The organism is Nonomuraea sp. NPDC050153, assembly GCF_044460125.1.
Lineage (GTDB): Bacteria > Actinomycetota > Actinomycetes > Streptosporangiales > Streptosporangiaceae > Nonomuraea.
Genome location: NZ_JBITJQ010000032.1, coordinates 85,063 through 110,014, shown reverse-complemented (window position 1 = coordinate 110,014; position 24,952 = coordinate 85,063). Strand labels below are relative to the sequence as shown.

The window sequence follows — 24,952 nt, the reverse complement described above, 5'->3', positions numbered from 1 at the left end:
CTCAAGACCCAGGTCGGTGACCAGGCGGGAGTTCGGAGCCCCCTGAACGCTTGTGGCCCGGCCCGCCGCCGGAGCATCAGTCCAGGGGGAGGGGGCGGCGTGGTACGGGCGCGGTGTGGATGAGAGACGTGGTCGTGTGACCGTACGGGGTGAACAGGTCGAGGATCGGTTCGAGCTCGTCGACCGCCCGCAGGTGCATCGTGAAGTAGAAGCAGTCGTCGCCCGTCATCCGGTAGCACTCGACGATCTGGGGAACCTCCTGGGCGATCTTGGAGATGCGGTGCAGCTCCCGGATCGCCGGGCGGATGCGAACCATCACGGTGACCGGAAAGCCCACGGCCCGCGGGTCGACCTCGGCGTGATAGCCGGTGATCACTCCGGTCTCCTCCAGCCGCTGCACCCTGTCGGCCACCGCGGGGGCCGAGAGGGCGACCCGGCGGCCCAGCTCGGCGAAGCTCACTCTGGCGTCGACCTGCAGCTCGGCGAGGATACGAAGGTCGAGGGCGTCGATTCCCTTGGATTCGTGTGCCCGCTCGGGCCTGATCTTTCGATTCGCCATTCTCCTAAATTACGGGTTGGCCGACGATGGGGGTCATGCCGCTCACCGGCCCTCGCGCCGTCCTGTCCGCGGCGCCTCCACGGACCTACTTCATCGGGAGCGCCGCACGTGCTCGGCAGGCCGCCCCCGCGATGACCGACCCGGTCGCGCCGCTCCATCGGGAACGTTCGGCCTCCGCGGTGAAGACCGCGCTCTCACAGGAAGATAAGACGAAATGCGATACGTGAAGCTGGGCTCGTCAGGACTGCGGGTCTCCCGGATCTGCCTGGGCATGATGACGTACGGCGATCCGGGTTCCCGGGAGTGGATGCTGCGCGAGGACGCGGCCGAGCCGATCGTGCGGCGCGCGGTCGAGGCCGGTGTGACGTTCTTCGACACCGCCGACATGTACTCCGACGGCGTGAGCGAGGAGATCACCGGGCGGCTGCTCGGCAAGCTCTTCGCCCGCCGCGACGACTACGTTCTCGCCACGAAGGTCTACTTCCCGACGGGGCCGGGCCCGAACGACCGAGGGCTGTCCCGCAAACACGTGCTGTCCGCCATCGACGCCTCGCTGACCAGGCTCGGAACCGACTATGTCGATCTGTACCAGATCCACCGCTGGGACGACGAGACACCGATCGAGGAGACCATGGAGGCCCTGCACGACGTGGTGCGGGCCGGCAAGGCGCGTTACATCGGCGCCTCCAGCATGTACGCCTGGCAGTTCGCCAAGGCGCAGCACACCGCTCAGGCAGCCGGCTGGACCAGGTTCGTGTCGATGCAGAACCACTACAACCTCGTGTACCGGGAGGAGGAGCGGGAGATGATCCCGCTCTGCCTGGACCAGGGGGTGGGCGCCATCCCGTGGAGCCCGCTGGCGCGCGGACTGCTCACCGGGAGCCGCCACCGCGACGGCCGGCGGCGCACGGTCCGATCCGGCAGCGACCCGCTGGCCGACAGCATGTACGAGGACGCGGACTTCGACGTCGTCGACGTGTTGCGGGCGGTCGCCGGCGAACGAGGACTGCCTCCGGCACAGCTTGCGCTCGCATGGCTGCTCGGGAGACCCGCTGTGAGCGCGCCGATCGTCGGGGCGAGCAAGGTGGGCCATCTGGACGACGCGATCGCGGCGGTGGAGGTGTCCCTGAGCGAAGAGGAGGCGGCCCGCCTGGAGGCCCCCTACCGGCCACATCGAATCATCGGGCACTCCTGAAAGCCGGCCGCCGCAAGATACGGCCTTCGGCGCGTCCAGGCATTGACGAATGAAATGAACAATCTTTAAATTCACTCATGGGTCGCATCGCGGGCGTCACGGCCGCCGAGACGCGGGAGCGGTTGTTGAAGGCGGCTGCCGAGGTGTTCGCCGCGCGTGGGTACGACGGCACGCGCGTGGCCGACATCGCCGCCGCCGCAGGGGTGAGCAACGGCGCGCTGTACGCGCACTTCGGCTCCAAGGCCGAGCTGCTCGTCGCCGCGCTGCGCGCCCACGGGCGGCGGATCCTGGCCGGCCTGTTCGCGGCCGACCCCGACCGGTCGGTCGCGGAGCTGCTCCTGGTGCTCGGGCGTCGGCTGCCGCGCCCCCGCGAGGCCGCCGGTTACCTCGTCGTCGAGGCGCTGGTCGCGGCCAGGCGTGACGAGGATGTCGCCCGCCCGATGCGCGACTACGTGGGCGAGCGGGCCGACTGGATCGCCGAGCTGGTACGCGCGGGCCAGGGCGACGGGGAGCTGGACCCCGGGCTGTCGCCGGACGCGCTGGCCCATTTCTGCCTGCTGCTGGCGATGGGCAGCGCGCTCATCACGCCGGACCTGCACGGCGTCGACGAAGCCGAGTGGTCGGCCCTGCTGACCCGCGTCGTGGCCGCCGTCGCCCCACCCGACGGAGCCGTCGCCCCGTCGGACGAAGTCGTTGCCCCGCAGGACAGAGCCGTCGACCCGTCGGACCGAGAGGAGCACCCGCGGTGAAAGTACAGATCGATCCTGGGCGCTGCCAGGGACACGGCCGATGCTACGACCTGGCCCCGAGCCTGTTCGGCGAGGACGACGAGGGCTACGGGCAGGTCGCCGGCGACGGTGTCGTGCCGCCGGGCGAGGAGCCGGCGGCGCGCCGGGCGGCGGCCAACTGCCCGGAGCGAGCGATCGACCTCGTGGAGGAGGCGTGAGATGACCGTTGACGACCGTTTCAGCGAGGACTTCCGGGACACGGGGGACGACCGGCCCCTCGGCACGCGCAGCGAGATCGTCACCGGTCCGGTGGCCGACTGGGCGACCGACTTCTCCCACCTGGAGCCCGAGTGGGCCGCGGACCCGTACCCGATCCAGGACGAGCTGCGGCAGCGCTGCCCGATCGCGCACACCGAGCGGTTCGGCGGCGGCTGGCTGCCGACGCGGCACGAGGACGTGGCCGCCATCGCGTACGACACCGAGCGTTTCTCCTCGCGCTCGATCATCATGAGCAACTTCCGGCCGCCCCGCGAGGTGGCCCCGATCGGCGGCTCGCCGCCGATCTCCTCCGACCCGCCGTTCCATCACGACGCGCGCAGGTTGCTGCTGCCGGCGTTCACCAAGACCGCCGTCGCCAGGCGGGAGGCGGCGACGCGGGCGTTCTGCCATTCGCTCATCGACGCGTTGGCCGGCCAGGACGTCGTCGACGCGGCCCGCGACTACGCCCAGCACATCCCGGTACGGGTCATCGCCGACATGCTCGGCTTCCCGCCCGAGGACGGGCCCCGGTTCCGCGAGTTCATCGAGAACGTGCTCGAAGGCGTGAACCTGCCGCCGGAGGAGCGCATGGACCGGATGGAGCAGCTGTTCGACTATCTGCTCGTCCAGATCCGCGACCACGTGGACCACCCGCGCGACGACCTGACGACCTACCTCATCGACGCCGAGCTGTACGGGCAGAAGCTGCAGTCCGCGCACGTGGCCGGGACGATGGCGCTGCTGCTCATCGCCGGGATCGACACCACGTGGAGCGCGATCGGCGCCTCGCTGTGGCATCTGGCCAGGACGCCGCGGGACCGCGAGCGGCTGGTGGCCGAGCCCGGACTGCTGCCGACCGCGATGGAGGAGCTCCTGCGGGCCTACGCGCCGGTCACCATGGCGCGCCTGGTCAAGGAGGACATGAGCTGGAACGGCGTCGACATGAAGGCCGACGACTGGGTCCTGCTGTCGTTCCCGGCGGCCAACCGCGATCCGCGGCAGTTCGACCGGGCCGGCGAGGTCGTCATCGACCGCGAGGTCAACCGGCACACCGCCTTCGGCCTGGGCATCCACCGCTGCGTGGGCTCGCACCTGGCCCGCATGGAGCTGCGGGTCGCCCTGGAGGTGTGGCTGGAGCGCATCCCCGCCTTCAGCCTCGCCGACCCGGCGGCGGTCACCTGGGCCACAGGCCAGGTGCGCGGCCCGCGTACGCTGCCGCTCCGCATCGGCTGACCACGGCGCCGCGAGAGCGCGTCTGACCACGACGTCGCGAGAGGGCGGCTGACCACGGCGCCGCGAGAGGCCGGATGGGCTCGGCGGTGCCGAGCCCGTCCGGGCAGCTGGCGCCGGCACCCGGGCTCGGCGGCACCGAGTCCGGGCGCCGGGCGGCTCACATCGTCGTGGTGAACGTGTGGGTCCCGGCGCCCACCTCCTGCGGGATGGCCCCCGGCAGGTCCACCTCGGCGAGCGTCCCCGGGGGCACGGACGCCATGACCGTGAGCGTCTCGCCGTCCCGCTCCCACGAGACGGATGCGGGGCCGTACGGGGTGTCGAGGCGGGCCGAGGCGTGCGTGAGCTCGCCCCCAGGGCGGGGAGCCACGCGCAGGCGGCGGTAGCCGGGCGCGGCCGGGGCGAGCCCGGCGACGGTGCGGTGCATCCAGTCGGCCACCGCGCCGAGCGCGTAGTGGTTGAAGGAGGTCATCTCGCCGGGGTTGACCGAACCGTCGGGGAGCATGCTGTCCCACCGCTCCCAGATGGTGGTGGCGCCCATCGTCACCGGATACAGCCAGGACGGGCAGTTGCGCTGGAGCAGCAGCGTGTACGCCGTGTCGTACGCCCCGACCGAGCAGAGCGCGTCACAGACGAGCGGCGTGCCGACGAACCCGGTGCCGATGCGGTGGTCGTCCTGGACGACCAGCTCGACCAGGCGCCGCCCGGCCCGCTCCCGCTGCTCGGGCCCCTCCAGCAGGTCGAAGGTCAGGGCCAGGGCATAGGCGGTCTGGGTGTCGCAGGCCAGCCGCCCCGACGGCGTGACGAACTCCCGGCGGAACGCCGCACGCACCTCCCGGGCCAGGGCCGCGTAGTGCCCGGCGTCGGAGTCGTGCCCCAGCAGGGCCGCCGTCTCGGCCAGGACCGCGGCGGTGTGGGCGTGGTACGCGGTGGCGACGAGCGCGTGGTCGGTACGGGCCTTGCCGGGGTCGTCCGGCGGCGCGGCCGGGTCCAGCCAGTCGCCGAACTGGAAGCCCTCGTCCCACAGGTGGTCCTCTCCGGCCAGCCCGGCGACCTGGTCCACCCACGCCTTCATGCTCGGATACTGCCGGCCCAGCAGCCCGAGGTCCCCGAACCGCTGGTAGAGCGTCCACGGCACGAGCACCGCGGCGTCGCCCCACGCGGCGGTCGGTGAGACGCCGAACAGCAGCGGCACCCACGGCACGTAATGCGGCACGGTGCCCTGCTCGACCTGCTCGGCGGCCAGGTCGGCCAGCCAGGACGCGAGCGGGCCCGCGCAGTCGTACAGGAAGGCGGCGGCCGGTGCGAAGACCTGGATGTCGCCGGTCCAGCCCAGGCGCTCGTCCCGCTGGGGGCAGTCGGTGGGCAGGTCGACGAAGTTGCCGCGCATGCTCCACCGGACGTTGTCGTGCAGGCGGTTCAGCAGCGGGTCGGAGCAGTCGAACTCGCCGATGGGCCGCATGTCGGTGTGGCAGACGACGGCCACGACGTCGGAGGCCGGGTCCAGCTCGCCGGGCCAGCCGTCGATCTGGGCGTAACGGAAGCCGTGCGTGGTGAAGCGCGGCTCCCATTCCTCGGGCCCGTCGTCGCCGCGCAGCGTGTACTGGTCGAGCGCGGCGGCGTCGCGCAGCGGGCGCAGGGCGAGCGCGCCGTTCTCCAGGACCTCGGCGTGGCGGAGGGTGACGGTGTGCCCGGCCGGTCCCTGAACGCGGATGCGCAGACGGCCGGCGATGTTCTGGCCGAAGTCGAGGATCGTCTCCCCGTCCGGGCCGGCCAGCACCTCGACCGGCGCGAGCGTCTCCACGCGCCGGACCGGCGGGCCCGTCGGCGCGATGAGCAGGGCCGGGTCGTGCGTCAGGGAGTCGGCGGGCAGCCAGGCCGCGTCGTCGAAGCCGGAGCTCGACCAGCCGGACGGCAGCAGTCGGGCGTCGTGCCGCTCGCCGTCGTACAGGCTGGTGGCGGTGACGGGCCCGGTCGCGCAGCGCCAGCTTCCGTCGGTGGTCACCACGTCAGTGGTGCCGTCGGCGTAGGCGATCTCCAGTTGGGCGATGAAGGCGGTGCGGTCGCCGTACAGGTCTGTCTTGCCGCCGCGGAAGCCGATGCGGCCCCGGTACCAGCCGTCGGCGAGGGTGGCGCCGATGGCGTTGCCGCCCTCGGTCAGCAGGGCGGTGACGTCGTGCGTGCGGTAGCGCAGGCGGTGGCCGTAGCTGGTCCAGCCGGGGGCGAGGACGTCGTCGCCGACGACCTGGCCGTTGATCTCGGTCTCGTGAATGCCGTGGGCGGTGACGTACAGGCGGGCCCGCTCGACCGGGCCCCGGACGGTGAAGCCGCGGCGCAGCAGCAGCGCGGGGCCGTCGGGCAGGCCCAGCAGCTCCAGCGGCGGGGCGGCCGCGCCCGCCGTCCAGTCGGCCGGCTCCAGCAGCCCGGTCTCCGCCCACGACCAGGCGCTCCAGTCGCTGACAGAGCCGTCGCGACCGTGCACGCGCACCCGGACGCCGCGCTGTTCGCGCGAGCCCAGCGGCGCGCCCGGCCAGGACACGAGCACCGACTCCGCCGACTCGACGCGGCCGCTCGCCGTGCCGTCGCTGAGCTCGATCTCGTACGCGGCCTGCCGCCAGCCGGGGAGCTCGGTGGTGATGGTCCACGACAGGCGCGGAGCGCTTTCGCCGATGCCGAGGGGGTCGTGGTGGTGTTCGAAGACGGGCGCTTCGACATGCACGAGGGTCACGGGTCTCCTAGCCCTTGATGGCGCCGGCGGTCATGCCGGCGACGATCTTGCGGTTGAAGAAGATGAAGAGCAGCAACGGTGGGATCGTGATGAGCACGATGTCCATGAAGAGCAGGTTCCACTGGGTGTTGTACTGGCTCTGGAAGTTGTAGAGGGTGACCTGCACGGTGGCGTTGTCGTCGCCGGGGGTGAAGTACAGCGGGTTGACGAAGTCGTTGAAGATGGCCACCGAGCTGGTCAGGATCACGGTGATGGTGACCGGGCGCAGCAGCGGGAAGATCACCCGGAAGAAGAGCGAGAGGCCGGTGCAGCCGTCGATCTGGGCGGCCTCGTCCAGTTCGCGCGGGATGGCCGCGATGAACGCCCGGAACAGCAGCACCGCGTACGACAGCCCGAACGCGACCTCCACCAGGATCAGCCCCGGGAGGGTCTTGAACAGGCCGAGGGCCTGCAGCAGCCAGATGGTGGGCACGATCGCGGGCGGGATGATCAGCCCGGACAGCACCAGGAAGTTGGCCACCGAGCCGAGCCTGCCCGAGCGGCGCTGCAGCACGAACGCGGCCATGGAGGCGAACACCACGATCAGCGCGACCGACGCGACGGTCAGGACGGTGCTGTTGACGTAGGCGCGCAGCAGCACGTAGTCGCGGGCCTCGATCACGTCCACGAAGTTCTGCACGATCGGCCAGTTGGCCGGCCAGGCGAAGTCCAGGTCGGTGGCCTGCGTCTGGTCCTTGACCGCGGTCAGCAGCATGAGCGCGAACGGGATGAGGAAGATGACCCCGGCCAGCACCAGCGCGATCGCCTCCGCGCCGAGCCTTCTCAGTGCGGTCATGCGGCCACCTGCCTCTTGCCGAGGAAGTAGTTGAGCGGGACGACGATGATGGTGACGACGACGAACAGCAGCACGTTGCCGGCGGTGGACAGGCCGAAGAAGCCGGCCTGGTACTGCTTGTAGATGATCGAGGCGATGGTGTCGCTGGTGAAGCCGGGGCCGCCGCGGGTCATCGTCCAGATGAGGTCGAAGGAGCGCAGGCCCCCGATGAACGACAGGATGATGACGGAGTAGGTGGCGGGCCAGCTCAGGGGCAGGGTCACGTGGCGGAAGCGGTGCCAGGCCCCGCCGCCGTCCACGGCCACGGCCTGGTAGTAGTCGCGGGGGATGGACAGGATGCCGGCGATGTAGATGACGGTGGCGATGCCGACGCCCTTCCACACGTCGACCAGGGCGACCGACAGCAGGGCGGTGTTGGCGTCGCCGAGCCAGTCGGGGCCGTCGATGCCGACCAGGGCCAGGGCCTTGTTGACCAGGCCGGTGTCGGGCCGCAGCAGCGCGCTGAAGGTGATGCCGACCGCGACCGTGGAGACCAGGACGGGGAAGAACACCACCGAGCGCAGGAATCCGCGCAGCCGCAGCCTGCTGGTGAGCAGCACGCCGAGGAGCAGGCCGAGGACGACCTTGAGGCCGCTGGTGACGACGGCGTAGAAGAGCGTGTTGACGAAGCCGATGCGCAGGTTCTGCTCGGACAGGAAGTCGCGGAAGTTGTCCAGGCCGACGAAGGTGCTGTCGAACAGGGTCCAGCGGGTCAGCGCGAAGTAGAAGGCCATCACCGTCGGCACCAGGAAGATCACCAGGTAGACGACGGCGGCCGGCAGGTACAGCGCGTACGGGTAGGCCGACCTGCGCTTCGCCGAGCCGGTGGGCGGCCGCGTGAGTGCCACGCCGGGCCCCGTGCGGGACCCGGCGTCCTTTGTCACCACCCCGCGAGCCCCAACTGCTTGGCCTGCTTCTCCACGTCCTTGTCGTACTGGGAGGCCCCCTCGGCGGCCGGGGTCAGCCCGGAGCCGACGGCGACGGTGATCTGCTCCAGCGACGGGCCCTTGACCGGGGAGAGGAACTCCAGCGCGGGCGCGGTGGCGCTCCTGTCGATGTACGCCTGCAGGTCCTTGGCCACCTGCACGGCGTTGTCCGGCAGCTTGGCGCCCTGGATGCGGTACGGCCCCGCGGGCTGGACGACCTTGCTGATCGCGTCGGTCGCGGCCGTCGAGGCGACGAAGGCCAGGAACTTCTTGGCCGCCTCAAGGTTCTTGGTGGTCTTGGGGATGTAGACGCCGGACGGTTCCCAGATGGTGGCGCCGTCCTTGGCCGCGTCGGTGCCCGGGATGCCGAAGAAGCCGATGTCGGTGGCCGCCTGCGGCATCGAGGCCACCAGCGGCGGCACCTGGGCGCTGAGCATCGGGTAGTGCGCGCCCTTGCCCTCGACCAGCAACTTCATGCCCTGGTCGGCGGTGGCCGACCCGTAGCCCTCGTTGAGGTAGCCCTTGGCCTTCACGTCGGCCAGGTGCTGGAACCCGGCCTGCGCCGCCGGGGTGGTGGCGAACTTGGCCTTGCCGGCGGTGTAGTCGGCCGCGAAGCTCGGGACCGCGGCCTGGACGTTGTAGAAGTCGCCCAGCACGAACAGCTGCGAGGTCCAGGTGTCCTTGAACGTCGAGATCACCGGCGCGATCCCGGCCGCCTTGATCTTCTCGTTGTTGGCCATGAACTCGTCCCAGGTCTTGGGGACCTGCAGGCCGAGCTTCTCGTAGACCTTGCGGTTGTAGAGGATGCCGCCGCCCATGGCGGTGCCGGCGGGCACGCCGAACACGTGGTCGCCCTGGGTCACGACAGGGAGGAAGTCCTTCTGGACGTTCTGCAGCACCGGGTCGCCGGTCAGGTCGACCAGGGTCTGCGACGGGTTGAGCGCCTGGAGCAGCGACCCGGAGTTGTACCAGAACACATCCGACATGTCGCCCGTCGAGAGTCTGGTCTTGACGATGTTGTCGCCCTCGCTGCCGCCCGGCCGCGTCTCGGTCTCGATCTTTATCTTGGGATTGGCCTGCATGAACGCGTCCGTCATGGCTTTGGCCGTGTCGACCGTGGCCTGGCCGTTGTCCACGAGGAACTTCAGGGTGACCGTGCCGTCGGCTGCCGGCTCTGAGCCCGAGCCGGAGCCCGAGCCGCAGGAGGTCAAGGCCGTCATCGTAAGAACGGCCAGAGCCGCTCCCAGCATGCGGTGAGAGGTCTTCACAACGCCCCTCCGGGTCCGTTGAATCGTTTTAACGCCCCCCGATGCGAGTTAACGTAAGCGTTACAGGGCGAGGCGTCAAGGCACGATTTGAGGAACGGTCCCCAATCGTGATCCACGTCGGATGCGCTGACTCGCGGCTGTCCGATCTCTTGAATGGGTAACGTTATTCATCGCGGCATCGGCCTGGAGCTCGTACAATCGGGTCGCGTCGAGTCGAACGGGGTGCGTCACATGGTCACGCGCGACGGGCGGCGGGTGACGATCACCGATGTGGCCAGCCACGCCCGGGTCTCCACCACCGCCGTGTCGAAGGTGCTGCGCAACGCCTACGGGGTAAGCGAGGCGATGCGCGTCAAGGTGCAGGCCGCCATCGACGAGCTCGGCTACCGTCCGCAGGCCGCGGCCCGGGCGATGCGGGGGCGCACGTTCACGTTCGGCGTGGTGCTGCCGCACATCAGAAACCCGTTCTTCGCCGACATCCTCGACGGCCTCGACGAGCAGATCGCGGGCGCCGGCTACCAGGCCATCATCGTCCAGGGCAGCGGCAGGGACACCGAGGCCGAGGTTCGCGCCATCGACGCCCTGGTGGACCGGCAGGTCGACGGCATCCTCGTCGTCGCGCCCGTCATCGCCAGGGTCCGGCTGGAGGAGATGGCCAGGAACACGCCCACGGTCGTGCTCGGCCGCCACGACCGTTCGGCGGTCTACGACTCCGTGCTCGACGACGACGAGGCGGGGGCCGAGCTCGCGGTCGAGCATCTCATCGCGCTCGGCCACCGCAGGATCGCGCACATCACGCAGAAGGACGTCGGGTCCGTCCGCTCGGTGACGCTGCTGCACACGATCAGGGCCAGGACGTACGAGCGGGTGATGGCCGAGCACGGCCTGGCCGGGCACGTCGCCCTCGCCGCCACCTCCTACACCGAGGAGGGCGGCCATCAGGGCGCGCGCGAGCTGCTGGCCCGCTCGCCCCGGCCCACCGCGATCTTCGCGGGCGCCGACCAGGCCGCGTTCGGCGTGCTCGCGGCCGTCCACGAGGCCGGGCTCGCCGTCCCCGGCGACGTCTCCGTGGTGGGCTACGACAACGCCCGGGCGGCGGGTCTGTCGCACATCTCGCTGACCAGCGTGGACCAGGACGGGGTCATCATGGGCAAGACGGCGGGCCGGCTGCTGCTGGAGCGCATCGAGGGCCGCACGACCGCGGTGCGCTTCTCCGTCACCCCGACCCTGGTGACCCGCCGCTCCACCGCCCCGCCCCCGGCCCCCGCCTGACCCCTGGCCCCCGCCCGACGCCCGGCCTCCGCCTGACGCGCGGGTCGTGCTCGTTCGGAAGGGCCGGGCTCGGAAGGGCCGGGGAGGACGGGCGGGGGAGGGTGGTCGTCAGAAGGAGTACGGGCCGAAGCGGCCCCAGGCCACCACGGCGGCCAGCAGGAGGAGCACCGCGTTGGCGATGATCATCTGGTACTCCTTGCGGCGGGCGTGCGTGACCGCGGCCCCGGCCATGACCACGACCAGACCGGCGGCGGCCAGCGGCGTCAGCACCGGGACGATGCCCAGCGCCGCGGGCAGGATGAGCCCGATGGCGGCCAGCAGCTCCAGCGCGCCGATGCCCTTGACGGCGCCGGCGGAGAAGTCCTCCGTCCAGCCCATGCCGGACGCGGCCAGCTTCTCCTTCGGCTGGGACAGCTTCATCACGCCGGCTCCGAGAAAGAGCAGGGCGAGGAGGCCGGCGATGATCCACAGAACGACGTTCATCGGGATTCCGATCGATTGCGAGATGACTTAAAGCTTCAACCGGAATGTACGCAGCTGCCACTTGAAGCGTCAAGCGTGATCCGGGGCGCGATCACTTGATGCGTCAAGTTAGAGTGGGTGGTATGGAGGACCCCGAGGAGCCGCGCTGGCTTGCCGCCGAGGAGATGGAGAGCTGGCTGAGCCTGGTCAGCGTGCTGATCAGGTTGCCGGCCGCGCTGGACGGGCAGCTGCAGCGCGACGCCGGGATCAGCCACTTCGAGTACCAGGTGATGGCGGGGCTGTCGATGACGCCCGACCGGGCCATGCGCATGAGCGACCTGGCGATGATCTCGGAGGGGTCGCTGTCCCGCCTGTCCCATGTCGTCAACCGGCTGGAGAAGCGCGGCTGGGTGCGCCGCGCGCCGGACCCGGCCGACGGCCGTTACACCCTGGCCGTCCTCACCGAGGAGGGCTGGGAGAAGGTCGTCGAGACCGCTCCCGGGCACGTCGAGGCCGTGCGCGGCTTCGTCTTCGACCCCCTCACCAAGGCGCAGATCCGGCAGCTCCGCGACATCGGCCGCCGCATCACCCGCGCCATCGACCCCGGCGGCATGTGCCCCGACCAGCACCCGGCCACCGCACACCCGAAACCGGACCCTGCGCCCAACGGTCCCCCCGGCCCTGCCCCCGACGGTCCCCCCGGCCCTGCCCCCGACTGGGCCTCCGACTCTGCGCCCGATCCTGCCCTCGACGGTGCCCTCGATCCTGCCCTCGACCAGGAGCCTTCATGACCTCCATCCTCAACCCGGACGTCCCCGCCGGGGCGTACGACGCGTTCCTGCCGGGCGCGCTGCCCCTGGCCCGCGCCCAGCGCCCGTGGACGCCCGCCGACGGTGCCGTTTCGCCGTCAAGATGGAAGGGCGCGTGGTACGTTGATCACGTCAGGTACCGCCGGACGGGCGGGAACGGAGCCGGAAGGCTCGAAAGCCTGTGGAGACCCGGTAAGACCACCTCGGTGGCCCAGGTCGGGGAAGCAGGAAGCCGCAGAAGTGCCGTGTGCGGCACAGGCTGAGTCTTCGGCATTCACGCCGAAGAGCGCGTCAATACACGATGAAGTACGACACCCCCGACGCGAGCGCGCTCGCCCGGCGGGGCTGCGAGGTGGACCGACAGCGAGCCGGTCCACCAGCAGCCCAGTCTCGATCACGGGGCCTGGGTGCCGCTGATGGCCATGTACCCGCTGGGCGACATCCCGGTGCTGCAGCTCAGCATCCCCACCCACGACCCCGACCGGCTGCTGCGGCTCGGGGAGCGGCTGGCCCCGCTGCGGGAGGAGGGCGTGCTGGTGATCGGCTCGGGGTTCATGACGCACGGGCTGCCCTTCGTCACCCCCGAGATGCTCCACCGGGGCGCCGTCCCCGCCTGGTCCTCCGACTTCGACGCGTGGGCCGCCGACGCCCTGGCCAGGGGAGACGTGGGGGAGCTGGCGGCGTTCCGGACCCGCGCCCCCGGCATGCCGTACGCCCACCCGACCGTCGACCACTACATCCCTTTGTTCATCACGCTGGGGGCGGGCGGACGGGCGGACCGGCCGGTGACGACCGTCATCGACGGCTACATGATCGGCTTCTCCAGGCGGTCCTTCCAGACGGCGGCGTAACGCTCAGGGCGGCGAAGAAGGCGCTGGCGCCCCCGATACGTACGGAAAGAATCCAGAAAGTTTCGGTCAGCGTGACGGCGGCGCGGTGCTGGCCCGGACGATCAGTTCGGTGCCCAGCTCGACCCGGGTCTGCGGCAGCGGCTCGCCCTGCACGAGCTTCATGAGCATGCCGGTCGCCGCGGCGGCCATCTCGATGAGCGGCTGGCGGACCGTGGTCAGCGGCGGGACGGCCCACTCCGCCGAGGGCAGGTCGTCGAAGCCGACGACGCTCAGGTCCTCGGGGATGCGCAGGCCCAGTTCATAGGCGGCGCGATAGACGCCGACGGCCTGCCCGTCGTTGCAGGCGAAGATCGCGGTCGGCGGGTCGGGCAGGCGCAGCAGCCGGTGGGTCTGGGCCAGCCCGCCCTCGATGATGAAGTCGCCCGAGCCGATCAGGTCGGGGTCGGCAGGCACCCCGGCCAGGTCGAGCGCGGTGCGGTAGCCGTCCAGCCGGGCCCGGCTGGACAGGGCCCAGTCGGGGCCGGTGATGACGGCGATGCGGCGGTGGCCGAGGTCGAGCAGGTGGCGGGTGGCCGACAGCCCGCCGCTCCAGTTGCCCGCGCCGACCGAGGGCACGCCGGGCCTCGGGTCGCCCGACGGGTCGAGCAGGACGATGGGGATGTCCCGGGTGACGAGCTGGTCGCGCTGCTCCTCGGTCAGGCCGGAGAACACCGCGATCACGCCCGCGGGCCGGCGGCTCAGCACGCCCTCGATCCAGCCGTGCCCAGGGCCGGAGCGCTGCTGCATGTCGGAGATCACCACGGCCAGATGGTGCTCGCGGGCGACCTGGTCGACCCCCTTGATCATCTCGATCGGGTAGTCGCCGCCCAGCGCGTGGAACACCACCTCCACCAGGGCGGACGCGTTGACGCGCCGGCGCTGGCGGCGGTAGCCGTGGCGGCGGATGAGGCTTTCGACGAGAGCGCGGGTCTCGGGGGCGACCTCGGAGCGGCCGTTGACCACCTTGGAGACGGTCGCGGTGGACACGCCGGCCAGCTCGGCGAGCTGCGTGATGGTCAGCGGCTGGGACGGCTCCTCGGTGGCGGTCATGGCCGCAGTCTAACGGGAGAGTTTCGGTAAATGGGTCCGATTGTTTCGGCGATCTTACGAGGAGGTTCTTGACGGGTTTCGGGAATCAGACCTAGAGTCCGGGCTTAACGATCGGACTTTGAACCGAAACTTTCTGACGCGCTTGCGAACCCCCTCATTCGAAGGAGCGCTGCATGAACCGACCATCCGCCAAACGCGGCATGACCGCGGCGCTCACCGAGTGGGACTACACCGACAAGTACTCGTGGATCCCGGCGTTCTTCCCTGGCGAGGGCGCCGCGCTGCCGTACGACGAGGACTTCCGCCAGAAGCCCGCCTACTTCGCCATAGCCACAGCGCTCCGCTCCTGAGCGCCGGACCCCCATCGAAAGAGATCGTCGTGAAGTTCCGCAACGTAACACCGGTCGTGCTCGCCGCGGCCATCGCCCTGTCCACGGCCGCCTGCGGAGGCGGAGGTGGCGGCACCCCGTCCCAGCCGTCCGGTGACGGCGGCAAGTCGTTCGAGTTCTGGTCGTTCTCCGGGATCAACCAGAAGGCCTCCGTCGACGACTACCAGAAGCAGAACCCGGGCGTGCAGATCAAGCTCACCGAGGTGGGCAGCTCCGTGGAGACGGCGCAGGCGCTCACCACGGCGCTGGCCGGCGGCAAGGTGCCCGACCTCGTCCTCATCCAGGGCGACGACCTGCCCAAGTTCGTCCAGCAGCCCCAGAACTTCTACGACCTGCGCCAGCTCGGCGCCGACAAGATCAAGGGCGACTACCTCGACTGGGTGATGAGCGCGAGCACCGCCAAGGGCGGGGAGATCATCGGCATCCCGACGGACGTGGGCGGCATGGCCGTCGCCTACCGGACGGACCTGTTCAAGGAGGCCGGGCTGCCGACCGACCGCGAGGAGGTGGGCAAGCTCTGGCCCACCTGGGACGCCTTCATCGAGACCGGCAAGAAGTACACCGCCAAGACCGGCAAGGCGTTCGTGGACAACGCGGCCACCAGCGTGTTCTACCAGGCGGTCAACCAGGGGCCGCAGAAGTACTACGACCCCTCGGGCAACGTCGTCTACAGCACCAGCCCGCAGGTCAAGATGGCCTTCGACCTGGCGATCAAGGCCGCGCAGGCCGGGATCACGGCCAAGCAGAGCTCGTTCTCCGAGGGCTGGAGCGCGGGCATGGGCAAGGGCCAGTTCGCGGTGATCTCCGCGCCGTCGTGGATGCTGGGCGCGATCCGCAGGAACGCCCCCGACACCAAGGGCAAGTGGGACGTCGCCACGATCCCCGGAGGGGCGGGCAACTGGGGCGGCAGCTACCTGGCCATCCCCAAGGGCGCCAAGAACGCCAAGGCGGCCTGGGACTACATCACCAAGACCCAGTCGCCGCAGGGCCAGCTGGGGCACTTCGTCGACTCCGGCTCGCTGCCCACGACCCCGTCGGTCTACAAGGACGCCCAGCTCACCGGGCTGAAGGACGAGTTCTTCTCCGGCGCGCCGATCGGGACCGTCTACACGAACTCGCTGCTCGGGCTCAAGCCGTTCTACATCGGCCCGGACAGCTCGGCCATCGGCCAGGAGCTGCAGAACGCGATCACGAACGTCGAGCAGGGCAAGGGCGACCCCGCCAAGGCCTGGGACTCGGCGCTGGCCAACGTCAAGACGGCCATCGGCAAGTAGGACCAGCGTGACGACGAGCCTCAGCACGCCGCGGGCGGTGGAGACGCCGCCCGCGCTCACGACGCGGGTGCGGCAGAGCATCGGCGAGCGCATCGCCCCGTACATCTACATCGCCCCGTTCTTCCTGATCTTCGCGGTCTTCGGACTGGTTCCGCTGCTGTTCACGTTCTACGTGGCGCTGTTCGACTGGAACCCCATCGGCGATCACGTCTTCATCGGCTTCGACAACTTCAGCCGCCTGCTCGCCGACGCCCGGTTCTGGAACGCGGTCAGGAACACGATCAGCATCTGGGTGCTGTCCACCGTCCCGCAGCTGGTGCTGGCGCTGCTCCTGGCGCACCTGCTCAACCACGCGCGGCTGCGGCTGGCGGTGTTCTTCCGGATGTCGATGCTGGTGCCGTACATCACCTCGGTCGCGGCCACCACGATCGTCTTCGCCCAGATGTTCGACCGCGACTACGGCCTGCTCAACTGGCTGCTCGGGTTCGCCGGCGTGGAGCCGATCGACTTCAAGCAGTCGGTCTGGGGCAGCCACCTGCTGATCGCCGTGATGGTGACCTGGCGCTGGTTCGGCTACACGACCCTGCTCTACCTGGCCTCCCTGCAGGCGATCCCGCGCGCCATCTACGAGGCGGCCGCGGTGGACGGCGCGGGCGGATGGAAGCAGTTCCGCCACATCTCGATCCCGTCGCTGCGGCCGGTCATCGTGTTCACGGTCGTGACCTCGACGATCGGCGGCCTGCAGATCTTCACCGAGCCGCTGCTGATCTCGCGGGCCGCGCCGCTGACGTGCGGCCCCGTCCGGCAGTGCCAGACGCTGACGCTCTTCCTGTACGAGCAGGGCTTCGGCCAGTTCCAGTTCGGCTACGGCGCCGCCATCGGCGTGGCCCTGTTCGTCCTCGTCATCGTCGCCGCGACGGTCAACTACCTCCTGTCCACCCGCATCCGCCCGGAGCGATGATGACCGCCAAGAGCAATCGGGTCCGCTGGTGGACCTACCTCCTGCTGGGGCTGGCCGCGTTCGCCTGCGTCTTCCCGCTGTACTGGATGTTCGTGGTGGCCACGACCGACACGGCGACCGCCACCCAGCTGCCGCCGGAGATCGCGCCGGGCGGCAACTTCTTCCACCTGGCCGAGCTGGTGTTCACGACCGTGCCGTTCGTACGCTCGATCGTCAACAGCCTGATCGTGGCCGGGACGATCGGCGTCGGGCACGCGGTGCTCTGCTCCCTGGCCGGGTTCGCCTTCGCCAAGCTGCGCTTCCCCGGCCGCAACGCGCTCTTCCTGATCGTCGTGCTCACCATGACCGTGCCCACGCAGCTCGCGGTCATCCCGCAGTACATGATCATCTCTGCCCTGAACTGGGTGGACACGTTGCAGGCGCTCATCGTGCCCGGCCTGGCCAGCGCGTTCGGCATCTTCTGGATGCGCCAGCACCTGTCCACGACGATCAGCGACGAGATCCTTCAGGCGGCCCGCATCGACGGGGCGAACACCTGGCAGATCTTCTGGCGCATCGCGTTCCCGCTGGTGCGGCCGGCCGCGTTCGTGCTCGGGCTGCTCGGCTTCGTCACCTCGTGGAACGACTTCCTGTGGCCGTTCATCGTGCTGAAGTCGCCCGAGATGTACACCGCGCAGATCGCCATCAAGGCGCTGCAGAACAGCCTCGACGTCGACCTCGGCCTGGCCATGTCGGGCTCTTTCCTGGCCACCTTGCCGCTGCTGGTGCTGTTCGTGTTCGTCGGCAGGCGGATGGTGGCCGGGATCATGGACGGCGCCTTCAAAGGCTGATCACTCACTTTAAGGAAGTCATGACATTCGTGAATGAGCCGTGGCGTGACCGCGGCCGCCCGTCCGCCGAACGCGTAGAGGCCCTGCTGGCCGAGATGACGCTGGAGGAGAAGGTCGCGCAGCTCGGCTCCGTGTGGGTCCAGACCGACGACCCCGGCAACGTCGCGCCCCTTCAGGACCGCTTCGCGGCGGTGGACGGGGTGGAGGAGCGGCTGCGCGGCGGGGTCGGGCATCTCACCCGCGTGTACGGCACCGCGCCGCTGTCGGCGGCCGAGGGCGCGGCCCGGTTGCGGAAGCTCCAGGAGCTTGTAGTGGCCTCGAACCGGCTCGGCGTTCCGGCCATCGCCCATGAGGAGTGCCTGACGGGGTTCGCGACGTTCGGGGCGACGGCGTATCCGACGCCGCTGGCCTGGGCGGCGACGTTCGATCCCGGTCTCGTGGAGCGCATGGCGGCGGCGATCGGCGCCGATCTGCGGGCGGCGGGCGTGCACCAGGGTCTGTCGCCGGTGCTGGACGTCGTGCGCGACTACCGGTGGGGGCGGGTCGAGGAGACGCTGGGGGAGGACCCGTACCTGGTGGGCAAGATCGGGGCGGCCTACGTGCGCGGGCTGGAGGGCGCCGGGGTCATCGCGACCCTGAAGCACTTCGCCGGGTACGCGGCCTCGCGGGCGGCCCGCAACCACGCGCCCGTCAGCATCGGGCCGCGCGAGCTCGCCGACGTGGTCCTCCCGCCGTTCGAGGTGGCGCTGCGCGAGGGCGGGGCGCGTTCGGTGATGAACTCCTACACCGACCTCGACGGCGTCCCCGCCGCCGCCAGCGCGGAGCTGCTGCGGCGGGTGCTGCGGGAGGAATGGGGGTTCGAGGGGACGGTGGTGTCCGACTACTGGTCGGTCCCGTTCCTCGCCTCCATGCACCGGGTGGCCGAGGACGTCGCGGCGGCGGGCGCGCTCGCGCTGTCGGCCGGGATCGACGTGGAGCTCCCCGAGACCCGCGGGTACGGCCGCAACCTGGTCGAGCAGGTGAAGGCGGGCCACGTGGACGAGGCGCTGGTGGACGAGTCGGTACGCCGCGTGCTCCGCCAGAAGATCGAGCTCGGCCTGCTGGACGGCGGCCCGCTCGTCCCCGACGGCGCCGAGGACGTGGCCCTGGACAGCGCGCGCAACCGGGAGCTGGCCGCCGCCGTCGCAGAACGTTCCATCGTGCTCCTGGCCAACGCCGGCCGGGCCCTGCCCGTCGACCCGCTCGTGACCGGGCGGCTGGCGGTCATCGGGCCGTGCGCCGACGACCCGCGTACCCTCATGGGCTGCTACTCCTTCCCCAACCACGTGCTCGACCGCTTCCCCGAGCACGGCATGGGGCTGCCGGTCGCGTCGATCCTGGAGGGCCTGTCGGCCGAGTTCCCCCATGCCGACGTGCGGTACTCCCTCGGAGCGGAGGTGTCGGGCGACGACGGCTCGGGGATCGAGGCGGCGGCCGAGGTCGCGGCCGAGGCCGATCTGGTGCTGCTGTTCGTCGGTGACCGGGCCGGGATGTTCGGCGGCGGCACGTCGGGGGAGGGCTGCGACGCCGCCGACCTGCGGCTGCCCGGACTCCAGCCCGACCTGGTGGAGGCGGTCTTGGCGACCGGCACGCCGACCGTGCTGGTCGTGGTGTCCGGCCGGCCGTACGCGCTCGGCGCCTACCAGGACCGGGTGGCCGCCGCGGTCCAGGCGTTCTTCCCCGGCGTCGAGGGCGCGGCGGCGGTCGCCGGGGTGCTCAGCGGGCGCGTGAACCCGTCCGGGCGGCTGCCCGTGCAGATCCCGTACTCGCCGTCCGTCAACCCGTCCACCTACCTCCAGCCGCCCCTGGGCAGGAAGGCGGAGGGCATCACGGTGCTCGACCCGACCCCGGCGTACGCGTTCGGGCACGGGCTGTCGTACGCGGCGATCACGTACGAGACCATGTGGACGTCGCAGGCGGAATACGGCACGGACGGAGAGGTGGAGGTGCGGGTGACCGTGCGCAACGCCGGTGACCGGCGGGCCGAGGAGGTCGTGCAGCTCTACGCCTCCGACCCGGTGGCGCAGGTCACGCGGCCAGCCCAGTGGCTGGTCGGCTTCGCCCGCGTGCCCCTGGAGCCGGGGGAGACCCGCGAGGTGGCCTTCGGCGTGCCCGCCGAGGCGTTCTCGTTCACCGGGCTCGGCGGGCGGCGGCTCGTCGAACCGGGAGAGATCGTGCTGTACTCCGGGCCGTCGGCCGCCGACCTGCCGCTGAGCGCGTCGATCCGGCTGACCCTCGGAAAGGGGCGCTGAACGTGCGCATGTTCGACAACCCGGTCGTGGCCGGGTTCCACCCCGACCCCAGCGTGTGCCGGGTCGGCGAGGACTACTACCTGGTGTGCTCCAGCTTCGAGTATTTCCCGGGCGTCCCGATCTTCCACAGCCGCGACCTCGTGCACTGGCGCCAGATCGGCAACGTCCTCGACCGGCCCGCGCAGCTGCGCCTGCCGCCGGACCTGCCCGCCTCCGGCGGCGTCTACGCGCCCACCCTCCGCCACCACGACGGCCTCTTCTACCTGATCACCACCAACGTGAGCGGCGGTGGCAACTTCATCGTCACCGCCGAACGCCCCGAAGGTCCCTGGTCCGACCCGGTCTGGATCGACCTGCCCGGCATCGACCCCGACCTGACCTGGGACGAGGACGGCGCCTGCTGGTGCGCCTTCTCCGGCACCCAGGTGGCGCGCGTCGATCCGGCCGAGGGCAAGGTGCTGGAGGGGCCGTACCAGGTCTGGTCCGGCACCGGCGGGAAATATCCGGAAGCGCCGCACCTCTACCGGGTGGACGGCTGGTGGTACCTGCTCATGTCCGAGGGCGGCACCGAGCGCGGCCACGCCGTGTCGATCGCCCGTGCCCGCTCGCCGCGCGGCCCGTTCGAGCCCGGCCCGGTCAACCCGATCCTGACGCACCGCGGCACCGACCGGCCCGTCCAGAGCACCGGCCACGCCGACCTCGTGCGGGCCGCCGACGGGACCTGGTGGATGGTCCTGCTCGGCACCCGCCCGCGCGGCTACACGCCCGAGTACCAGGTCCTCGGGCGGGAGACGTTCCTCACGCCCGTACGGTGGGAGGACGGCTGGCCGGTCGTGGGCCCCGTCGAGGAACGCCATCCGGCGCCGGCCGCCTGGCACCCGCTCCCGCCCGAGCCCCCGCGCGACGACTTCGACGACCCCTCGCTCCGTCCCTGCTGGATCTCGCCGCGCAGCCGTCCGGACGGCTCCTGGTCGCTGACCGAGCGGCCGGGGTGGCTGACCCTGCACGCCACCGGCCCGACCCTCGACCGCCCCGGCCACACCTTCGTCGGCCGCCGCCAGCAACACCACGACTGCCGCGCCACCGCCCGCCTGGACCCGGGCTCGGGCACGGCCGGGCTGTCGGTGCGGATGGACGAGGCCCACCACTACGACCTGGAGGTGCACGGCGGGCTGGTGCGGGTGGTCGCGCGCATCGGCCCGCTCCGGCAGTGCCTGGCCGAGCGGCCGGTGCCCGCCGGGCCGCTCACCCTCGCCCTCGACTTCCGCACCCGCGACATCCTGCCGCCGTCCGTCGTCTCGCCGGCCGACGAGCCGGTGGGGGTGTCCGGCCGAGGACCGGACACCATCGCCTTCTCGGTGGACGGGGCGCTCCTGGCCGAACTGGACGGCCGCTATCTGTCCACCGAGGTGGCCACGGGGTTCACGGGGCGGGTGATCGGGATGTACGCGACGGAGGGGAGCGCCGGCTTCGACTGGTTCGATTATCGGCCGGCTGACCTTTCGTGATGCGATCTTCCTCCCGAAGGGCGTTTAAGGTGCTTCCCTTATTAAGGCAGTCGCCTTAGGGTGGGGGCGACTTGTCAACGACATTGGGGGCGTCATGACCGAAACCATGCCCGATTACCCCTTCCCCCGTACGACTGCACTGGAGCCGCCGAAGGAGTGGGCGGAGTTGCAGGCCGGCTGCCCCGTGGCCCACGTGCGGCTGCCCAGCGGCGACGCCGCCACCCTGCTGACCCGCTACGACGACGTCCGCGCCCTGCTCGCCGACACCACCTTCCAGCGCGGAGGCGAGGGCGCGGCGCGGGTGTCCACGACGGAGGACGGCGGGATCTTCTCCCGCCCCAGCACCACGAGGTTGCGGGAGGGCGAGGGCCATCTGCGGTGGCGGCGGCTGCTCAGCAAGTCCTTCACCATCCGCAAGATGGAGTCCTGGCGCCCCCGGGTCCAGCAGATGACCGACGAGCTCGTCGACGACCTGCTCAAGTCCGGCTCGCCCGCCAACCTGTCGGTCCAGCTGGGCCTGCCGCTGCCGGTGCGGGTCATCTGCGCCCTCGTCGGCGCCCCGAGCGAGGACCAGGACAAGTTCGCGCACTGGTCCCAGGTGATGCTGACGCTGACGCGCTACACGCAGGAGGAGGTGCAGCGGACGTACGAGGAGTTCGGCGCGTACGTCTCGGCCCTCGTCGACGAGAAGCGGGCGGATCCCGGCGACGACCTGCTCAGCGAGCTGACCCAGATCTCCGACAGCGAGGACGGCCGCCTCAGCCAAGAGGAGCTGATCACCACGGTGATGGCGCTGCTGCTGGCCGGGCACGAGACCACCTCCAACATGATCGCCATCATGGCCGCGATGCTCCTGGCGGAGCCGGAGCGCTACCGGGCGGTCATCGACGACCCGGGGCTGATCCCCGGCGCCGTCGAGGAGGTCCTGCGGCTGGACAGCACGCTGAGCGTGGTCGGCTTCCCCAGGGTGGCCACCGAGGACTCCGAGTTCGCCGGCACCGCGGTGCCCGCGGGCACCACCGTGATCCCGTGCCGGCCCGCGGCCAACCGGGACCCGCGCAAGTTCGCCGACCCGGACGCGTTCGACCCGCGCAGGGACAACGCCAACCAGCACCTGACCTTCGGCGCGGGCCCGCACTACTGCCTCGGCCAGCCGCTGGCCCGGCTGGAGCTGCAGGTCGTGCTCGGCACGCTCGTCCGCAGGCTGCCCACCCTGCGCCTGCGCGACGGCGCCGACGAGCTGCGGCTGCGCACCGGGTTGCTGTCGGGCGGGCTCCAGGACGTGTGGGTCACGTGGTGAGCTCGCGATGACGGTCCAGGCCTCCGCGCGTTCGGTGAGCGCCAGGAGCGCGATCATGCGGGCGGCGGAGCGCCTGTACGCCATGGAGGGCTTCGCCGGGGTGTCGATCCGGCAGATCGGCGAAGCCGCCGGGCAGCGCAACAAGTCCGCGGTGCAGTATCACTTCACCTCCCGTGACGAACTCGTCAAGGCCATCCTGGCCGAGCACGCCGAGGCCATGGAGGCGCACCGGCTGGCGATGCTGGGCCGGCTCGGGGAGCCCGGCGAGATGTCGACGCGCGACCGGATCCGCTGCGTCGTCCTGCCTCACATCGAGCATCACATCGACCTGGGCGTCCCCTCCTGGTACGGCCGCTTCCTCGCCCAGGTCGTGGTCGAGCCCGCGCTGCGCGAGTACGCCGTCAGCGTGCACCTGGAGCGGCCGTCCCTGCGCCGCCTGTACGACGCCACGCGGGGGCCGGTCGAGCCCGACCCCGGCCGGGTCGCACGGCGGGAGGCCATGACCCGCGTGCTCATCGTGCACATGTGCGCCGAACTAGAACGCGACCTGGCCACAGGCAACACCACCGCATTGGGACGCGACCTGGCCGCCGGGCACGCCACCGCCGCGTTCGCCGCGACGGCCTGGAGGCGGCTGGGCGACGACCTCGTCACGGCCGTCTGCGGCCTCCTCGGCGCCCTGCGATCAGACCCGCGCTGACCACCGGGCAGGGCTGAAGGCACGGGCGCCGCGACTTGGCTGTTCGGCGGCGGTGCGTGAGACGGCAGGGCATCGGCGCTGAAAGTTTCACCCCCGGCGTTGACCGCGAGGACAACCTGTCGTACCTTCCCTACCGAAATATTCGATATCTGCCCGAAATATTTCGGGAGGCCGGTCTATGGGTAGGGCGCTGAAATTGGCCATCGTCGCGGTTCTGGGACTCGCCATGGGCACGGCCGGGGCAGCCGACGGGGCGGCGTCGCCCGGTGGGCACTGGGTCACCACCTGGACGGCGATGCCGCAGCTCACCGAGCCGGGCAACATGCCGCCCGCGCCGTACACGCAGGAGAACCTGGTCCTGGCCGACAGCACGGTGCGGCAGACCCTGCGGGTGTCGGCCGGTGGGAAGCGGTTCCGGCTGCGCTTGTCCAACGCGTTCGGCGGCGCGCCGCTGCCCGTCACCCGCGTCACCGTGGCGCTCCCGAGCGGCGGGAAGGCCGGGGTGAGCGCGATCCAGCCGGAGACCGTCCGGCCGGTGACGTTCTTCGGCCGCCCCTCGACGGTCGTGCCGGTCGGGGCGCAGGTCGTGTCCGACCCGCTCGACCTCGCGCTGGCCGCGGGCACCGTACTGACCGTGACCCTCTATCTGGCCGACGGCCAGGCCTCCACCAGCATCACCTCGCACCCCGGCTCCCGGACCACCTCCTACCTCGCCCGGGGCAACCAGGCCGACGCGGCGGACCTCGCCGGCGCCACCCCCGTCGACCACTGGTACTTCCTCAGCGGCCTCGAGGTCTGGGCCAAGCCCGCCACCTCGACGCTCGCCCTGGTCGGCGACTCGCTCACCGACGGCAGGGGCTCCACCACCAACCAGAACAACCGCTGGCCGGACCAGCTCTTCGACCGGCTGCAGGCCGACCGCCGCACCGCCGGCGTCGCCTTCGCGAACCAGGCGGCGGGCGGCAACCGCGTGCTCAACGACGGGCTGGGGCCCAGCGTCCTGGCCCGGTTCGACCGCGACGTGCTCGCGCAGAGCGGCGTGAGGTGGCTGATCCTGTTCGAGGGCGTCAACGACATCGGCACCGCGGAGGCCACCCAGGAGGCCCAGAAGCGGATCGCCGACGAGCTGATCGCCGCCTACGACCAGATCGTCGTGCGCGCCCACGCGCAGGACATCCAGGTGTACGGGGCCACGATCACGCCCTTCGGCGGCAGCTTCTACGACGATGCCCAGGGGCATCGCGAGGCGGCCCGGCAGGCGGTCAACGACTGGATCCGCACCGGTGGCGCGTTCGACGCGGTGATCGACTTCGACCGGGCGCTCCGGGATCCGGCCGATCCCCGGCGGATGCTCGCGGCCTATGACGTGGGCGACCATCTGCATCTGAACCCGACGGGTTACCAGGCGCTGGCGGACGCGGTGCCCGCGCGGTTGCTGCACAGGTAGCCG

General features: G+C 70.9%; 24 protein-coding genes. 17 read left to right on the top strand and 7 right to left on the bottom strand.

Annotation, left to right across the window (positions count from 1 at the left end):
- Positions 1-76 precede the first annotated feature (76 nt).
- Entirely contained in the window at positions 77-559 is a 483-nt protein-coding gene (locus ACIBQ1_RS48240; protein WP_397288325.1) for an Lrp/AsnC family transcriptional regulator, read from the bottom strand.
- 214 nt (positions 560-773) lie between these two features.
- On the opposite strand from ACIBQ1_RS48240, the gene ACIBQ1_RS48235 reads away from it, so the two are divergent.
- The 4 genes from ACIBQ1_RS48235 (at position 774) to ACIBQ1_RS48220 (ending at position 3,973) form a co-directional block, all read left to right on the top strand.
- Positions 774-1,754: an aldo/keto reductase gene (locus ACIBQ1_RS48235; RefSeq protein WP_397288323.1), complete on the top strand. Its 981-nt coding sequence runs from the start codon at positions 774-776 to the stop codon at positions 1,752-1,754.
- 77 nt (positions 1,755-1,831) lie between these two features.
- Positions 1,832-2,503, top strand: a complete 672-nt coding sequence (locus ACIBQ1_RS48230) for a TetR family transcriptional regulator (RefSeq protein ID WP_397288321.1) — start codon at positions 1,832-1,834, stop codon at positions 2,501-2,503.
- Complete coding sequence (locus tag ACIBQ1_RS48225) at positions 2,500-2,700, top strand: ferredoxin (RefSeq protein WP_397288319.1); 201 nt, start codon at positions 2,500-2,502, stop codon at positions 2,698-2,700. Before ACIBQ1_RS48230 ends, ACIBQ1_RS48225 begins: the two co-directional genes overlap by 4 nt.
- A gap of 1 nt (position 2,701) precedes the next feature.
- The gene (locus tag ACIBQ1_RS48220) at positions 2,702-3,973 is read left to right on the top strand and encodes a cytochrome P450 (RefSeq protein ID WP_397288317.1); all 1,272 of its coding nucleotides are present in this window, start codon (positions 2,702-2,704) and stop codon (positions 3,971-3,973) included.
- Positions 3,974-4,130: 157 nt separating this feature from the next.
- Here ACIBQ1_RS48220 and ACIBQ1_RS48215 read toward each other — a convergent pair whose 3' ends face one another.
- The 4 genes from ACIBQ1_RS48215 to ACIBQ1_RS48200 are packed head-to-tail and all read right to left on the bottom strand — an operon-like array spanning position 4,131 to position 9,718.
- Complete coding sequence (locus tag ACIBQ1_RS48215; RefSeq protein ID WP_397288315.1) at positions 4,131-6,698, bottom strand: family 78 glycoside hydrolase catalytic domain; 2,568 nt, start codon at positions 6,696-6,698, stop codon at positions 4,131-4,133.
- A 7-nt stretch (positions 6,699-6,705) separates the two neighbouring features.
- The gene (locus tag ACIBQ1_RS48210; protein WP_397288313.1) at positions 6,706-7,533 is read right to left on the bottom strand and encodes a carbohydrate ABC transporter permease; all 828 of its coding nucleotides are present in this window, start codon (positions 7,531-7,533) and stop codon (positions 6,706-6,708) included.
- Positions 7,530-8,420: a carbohydrate ABC transporter permease gene (locus ACIBQ1_RS48205; protein ID WP_397288311.1), complete on the bottom strand. Its 891-nt coding sequence runs from the start codon at positions 8,418-8,420 to the stop codon at positions 7,530-7,532. The genes ACIBQ1_RS48210 and ACIBQ1_RS48205 overlap by 4 nt, the downstream gene beginning before the upstream one ends.
- A gap of 32 nt (positions 8,421-8,452) precedes the next feature.
- Positions 8,453-9,718 carry an ABC transporter substrate-binding protein gene (locus tag ACIBQ1_RS48200; protein ID WP_397288309.1) on the bottom strand — a complete coding sequence of 422 codons (1,266 nt, stop codon included), beginning with the start codon at positions 9,716-9,718 and terminating at the stop codon, positions 8,453-8,455.
- Between the two features lie 201 nt (positions 9,719-9,919).
- On the opposite strand from ACIBQ1_RS48200, the gene ACIBQ1_RS48195 reads away from it, so the two are divergent.
- Entirely contained in the window at positions 9,920-11,038 is a 1,119-nt protein-coding gene (locus ACIBQ1_RS48195; RefSeq protein ID WP_397288307.1) for a LacI family DNA-binding transcriptional regulator, read from the top strand.
- Positions 11,039-11,146: 108 nt separating this feature from the next.
- On the opposite strand, the gene ACIBQ1_RS48190 is transcribed toward ACIBQ1_RS48195, so the two are convergent.
- Positions 11,147-11,521 carry a DoxX family protein gene (locus ACIBQ1_RS48190; RefSeq protein ID WP_397288305.1) on the bottom strand — a complete coding sequence of 125 codons (375 nt, stop codon included), beginning with the start codon at positions 11,519-11,521 and terminating at the stop codon, positions 11,147-11,149.
- Between the two features lie 122 nt (positions 11,522-11,643).
- Between ACIBQ1_RS48190 and ACIBQ1_RS48185 the strand changes: the two genes are divergently transcribed.
- From ACIBQ1_RS48185 to ACIBQ1_RS48175, 3 genes are all read left to right on the top strand, one after another.
- The gene (locus tag ACIBQ1_RS48185; RefSeq protein ID WP_397288303.1) at positions 11,644-12,291 is read left to right on the top strand and encodes a MarR family winged helix-turn-helix transcriptional regulator; all 648 of its coding nucleotides are present in this window, start codon (positions 11,644-11,646) and stop codon (positions 12,289-12,291) included.
- The gene (locus ACIBQ1_RS48180; RefSeq protein ID WP_397288301.1) at positions 12,288-12,572 is read left to right on the top strand and encodes a hypothetical protein; all 285 of its coding nucleotides are present in this window, start codon (positions 12,288-12,290) and stop codon (positions 12,570-12,572) included. Before ACIBQ1_RS48185 ends, ACIBQ1_RS48180 begins: the two co-directional genes overlap by 4 nt.
- Before the next feature lie 153 nt (positions 12,573-12,725).
- The gene (locus ACIBQ1_RS48175) at positions 12,726-13,160 is read left to right on the top strand and encodes a dioxygenase (RefSeq protein WP_397288299.1); all 435 of its coding nucleotides are present in this window, start codon (positions 12,726-12,728) and stop codon (positions 13,158-13,160) included.
- A gap of 66 nt (positions 13,161-13,226) precedes the next feature.
- Here ACIBQ1_RS48175 and ACIBQ1_RS48170 read toward each other — a convergent pair whose 3' ends face one another.
- The gene (locus ACIBQ1_RS48170; protein ID WP_397288297.1) at positions 13,227-14,249 is read right to left on the bottom strand and encodes a LacI family DNA-binding transcriptional regulator; all 1,023 of its coding nucleotides are present in this window, start codon (positions 14,247-14,249) and stop codon (positions 13,227-13,229) included.
- A gap of 173 nt (positions 14,250-14,422) precedes the next feature.
- Here ACIBQ1_RS48170 and ACIBQ1_RS48165 point away from each other — a divergent pair, with 173 nt between their 5' ends.
- The 9 genes from ACIBQ1_RS48165 to ACIBQ1_RS48125 all read left to right on the top strand — a co-directional run bounded on the left by ACIBQ1_RS48165 (position 14,423) and on the right by ACIBQ1_RS48125 (position 24,949).
- Positions 14,423-14,599: an endo-1,4-beta-xylanase gene (locus ACIBQ1_RS48165; protein WP_397288295.1), complete on the top strand. Its 177-nt coding sequence runs from the start codon at positions 14,423-14,425 to the stop codon at positions 14,597-14,599.
- Positions 14,600-14,628: 29 nt separating this feature from the next.
- Entirely contained in the window at positions 14,629-15,912 is a 1,284-nt protein-coding gene (locus tag ACIBQ1_RS48160) for an ABC transporter substrate-binding protein (RefSeq protein ID WP_397288293.1), read from the top strand.
- 7 nt (positions 15,913-15,919) lie between these two features.
- Positions 15,920-16,873, top strand: a complete 954-nt coding sequence (locus ACIBQ1_RS48155; protein WP_397288291.1) for a carbohydrate ABC transporter permease — start codon at positions 15,920-15,922, stop codon at positions 16,871-16,873.
- Positions 16,870-17,703, top strand: a complete 834-nt coding sequence (locus ACIBQ1_RS48150; protein WP_397288289.1) for a carbohydrate ABC transporter permease — start codon at positions 16,870-16,872, stop codon at positions 17,701-17,703. The genes ACIBQ1_RS48155 and ACIBQ1_RS48150 overlap by 4 nt, the downstream gene beginning before the upstream one ends.
- A gap of 20 nt (positions 17,704-17,723) precedes the next feature.
- On the top strand, positions 17,724-19,994 hold the full coding sequence (locus tag ACIBQ1_RS48145) for a glycoside hydrolase family 3 N-terminal domain-containing protein (protein WP_397288287.1): 2,271 nt from the start codon (positions 17,724-17,726) through the stop codon (positions 19,992-19,994).
- Between the two features lie 8 nt (positions 19,995-20,002).
- Positions 20,003-21,502, top strand: coding sequence for a glycoside hydrolase family 43 protein (locus tag ACIBQ1_RS48140; RefSeq protein ID WP_397288390.1), 1,500 nt, complete (start codon positions 20,003-20,005; stop codon positions 21,500-21,502).
- 106 nt (positions 21,503-21,608) lie between these two features.
- Positions 21,609-22,802, top strand: a complete 1,194-nt coding sequence (locus tag ACIBQ1_RS48135; RefSeq protein ID WP_397288285.1) for a cytochrome P450 — start codon at positions 21,609-21,611, stop codon at positions 22,800-22,802.
- Positions 22,803-22,809: 7 nt separating this feature from the next.
- Entirely contained in the window at positions 22,810-23,502 is a 693-nt protein-coding gene (locus ACIBQ1_RS48130) for a TetR/AcrR family transcriptional regulator (RefSeq protein WP_397288283.1), read from the top strand.
- A 178-nt stretch (positions 23,503-23,680) separates the two neighbouring features.
- Positions 23,681-24,949 carry an SGNH/GDSL hydrolase family protein gene (locus tag ACIBQ1_RS48125; protein WP_397288281.1) on the top strand — a complete coding sequence of 423 codons (1,269 nt, stop codon included), beginning with the start codon at positions 23,681-23,683 and terminating at the stop codon, positions 24,947-24,949.
- Positions 24,950-24,952: the final 3 nt, after the last annotated feature.

Coding starts and splice junctions, on each gene's coding strand:
- ACIBQ1_RS48145 (WP_397288287.1), top strand. CDS start 17,724: ATGACATTCGTGAATGAGCCGTGGCGTGACCGCGGCCGCCCGTCCGCC.
- ACIBQ1_RS48170 (WP_397288297.1), bottom strand. CDS start 14,249: ATGACCGCCACCGAGGAGCCGTCCCAGCCGCTGACCATCACGCAGCTC.
- ACIBQ1_RS48180 (WP_397288301.1), top strand. CDS start 12,288: ATGACCTCCATCCTCAACCCGGACGTCCCCGCCGGGGCGTACGACGCG.
- ACIBQ1_RS48175 (WP_397288299.1), top strand. CDS start 12,726: ATGGCCATGTACCCGCTGGGCGACATCCCGGTGCTGCAGCTCAGCATC.
- ACIBQ1_RS48130 (WP_397288283.1), top strand. CDS start 22,810: ATGACGGTCCAGGCCTCCGCGCGTTCGGTGAGCGCCAGGAGCGCGATC.
- ACIBQ1_RS48150 (WP_397288289.1), top strand. CDS start 16,870: ATGATGACCGCCAAGAGCAATCGGGTCCGCTGGTGGACCTACCTCCTG.
- ACIBQ1_RS48240 (WP_397288325.1), bottom strand. CDS start 559: ATGGCGAATCGAAAGATCAGGCCCGAGCGGGCACACGAATCCAAGGGA.
- ACIBQ1_RS48185 (WP_397288303.1), top strand. CDS start 11,644: ATGGAGGACCCCGAGGAGCCGCGCTGGCTTGCCGCCGAGGAGATGGAG.
- ACIBQ1_RS48230 (WP_397288321.1), top strand. CDS start 1,832: ATGGGTCGCATCGCGGGCGTCACGGCCGCCGAGACGCGGGAGCGGTTG.
- ACIBQ1_RS48210 (WP_397288313.1), bottom strand. CDS start 7,533: ATGACCGCACTGAGAAGGCTCGGCGCGGAGGCGATCGCGCTGGTGCTG.
- ACIBQ1_RS48235 (WP_397288323.1), top strand. CDS start 774: ATGCGATACGTGAAGCTGGGCTCGTCAGGACTGCGGGTCTCCCGGATC.
- ACIBQ1_RS48200 (WP_397288309.1), bottom strand. CDS start 9,718: ATGACGGCCTTGACCTCCTGCGGCTCGGGCTCCGGCTCGGGCTCAGAG.
- ACIBQ1_RS48190 (WP_397288305.1), bottom strand. CDS start 11,521: ATGAACGTCGTTCTGTGGATCATCGCCGGCCTCCTCGCCCTGCTCTTT.
- ACIBQ1_RS48165 (WP_397288295.1), top strand. CDS start 14,423: ATGAACCGACCATCCGCCAAACGCGGCATGACCGCGGCGCTCACCGAG.
- ACIBQ1_RS48140 (WP_397288390.1), top strand. CDS start 20,003: ATGTTCGACAACCCGGTCGTGGCCGGGTTCCACCCCGACCCCAGCGTG.
- ACIBQ1_RS48195 (WP_397288307.1), top strand. CDS start 9,920: ATGGGTAACGTTATTCATCGCGGCATCGGCCTGGAGCTCGTACAATCG.
- ACIBQ1_RS48125 (WP_397288281.1), top strand. CDS start 23,681: ATGGGTAGGGCGCTGAAATTGGCCATCGTCGCGGTTCTGGGACTCGCC.
- ACIBQ1_RS48220 (WP_397288317.1), top strand. CDS start 2,702: ATGACCGTTGACGACCGTTTCAGCGAGGACTTCCGGGACACGGGGGAC.
- ACIBQ1_RS48135 (WP_397288285.1), top strand. CDS start 21,609: ATGCCCGATTACCCCTTCCCCCGTACGACTGCACTGGAGCCGCCGAAG.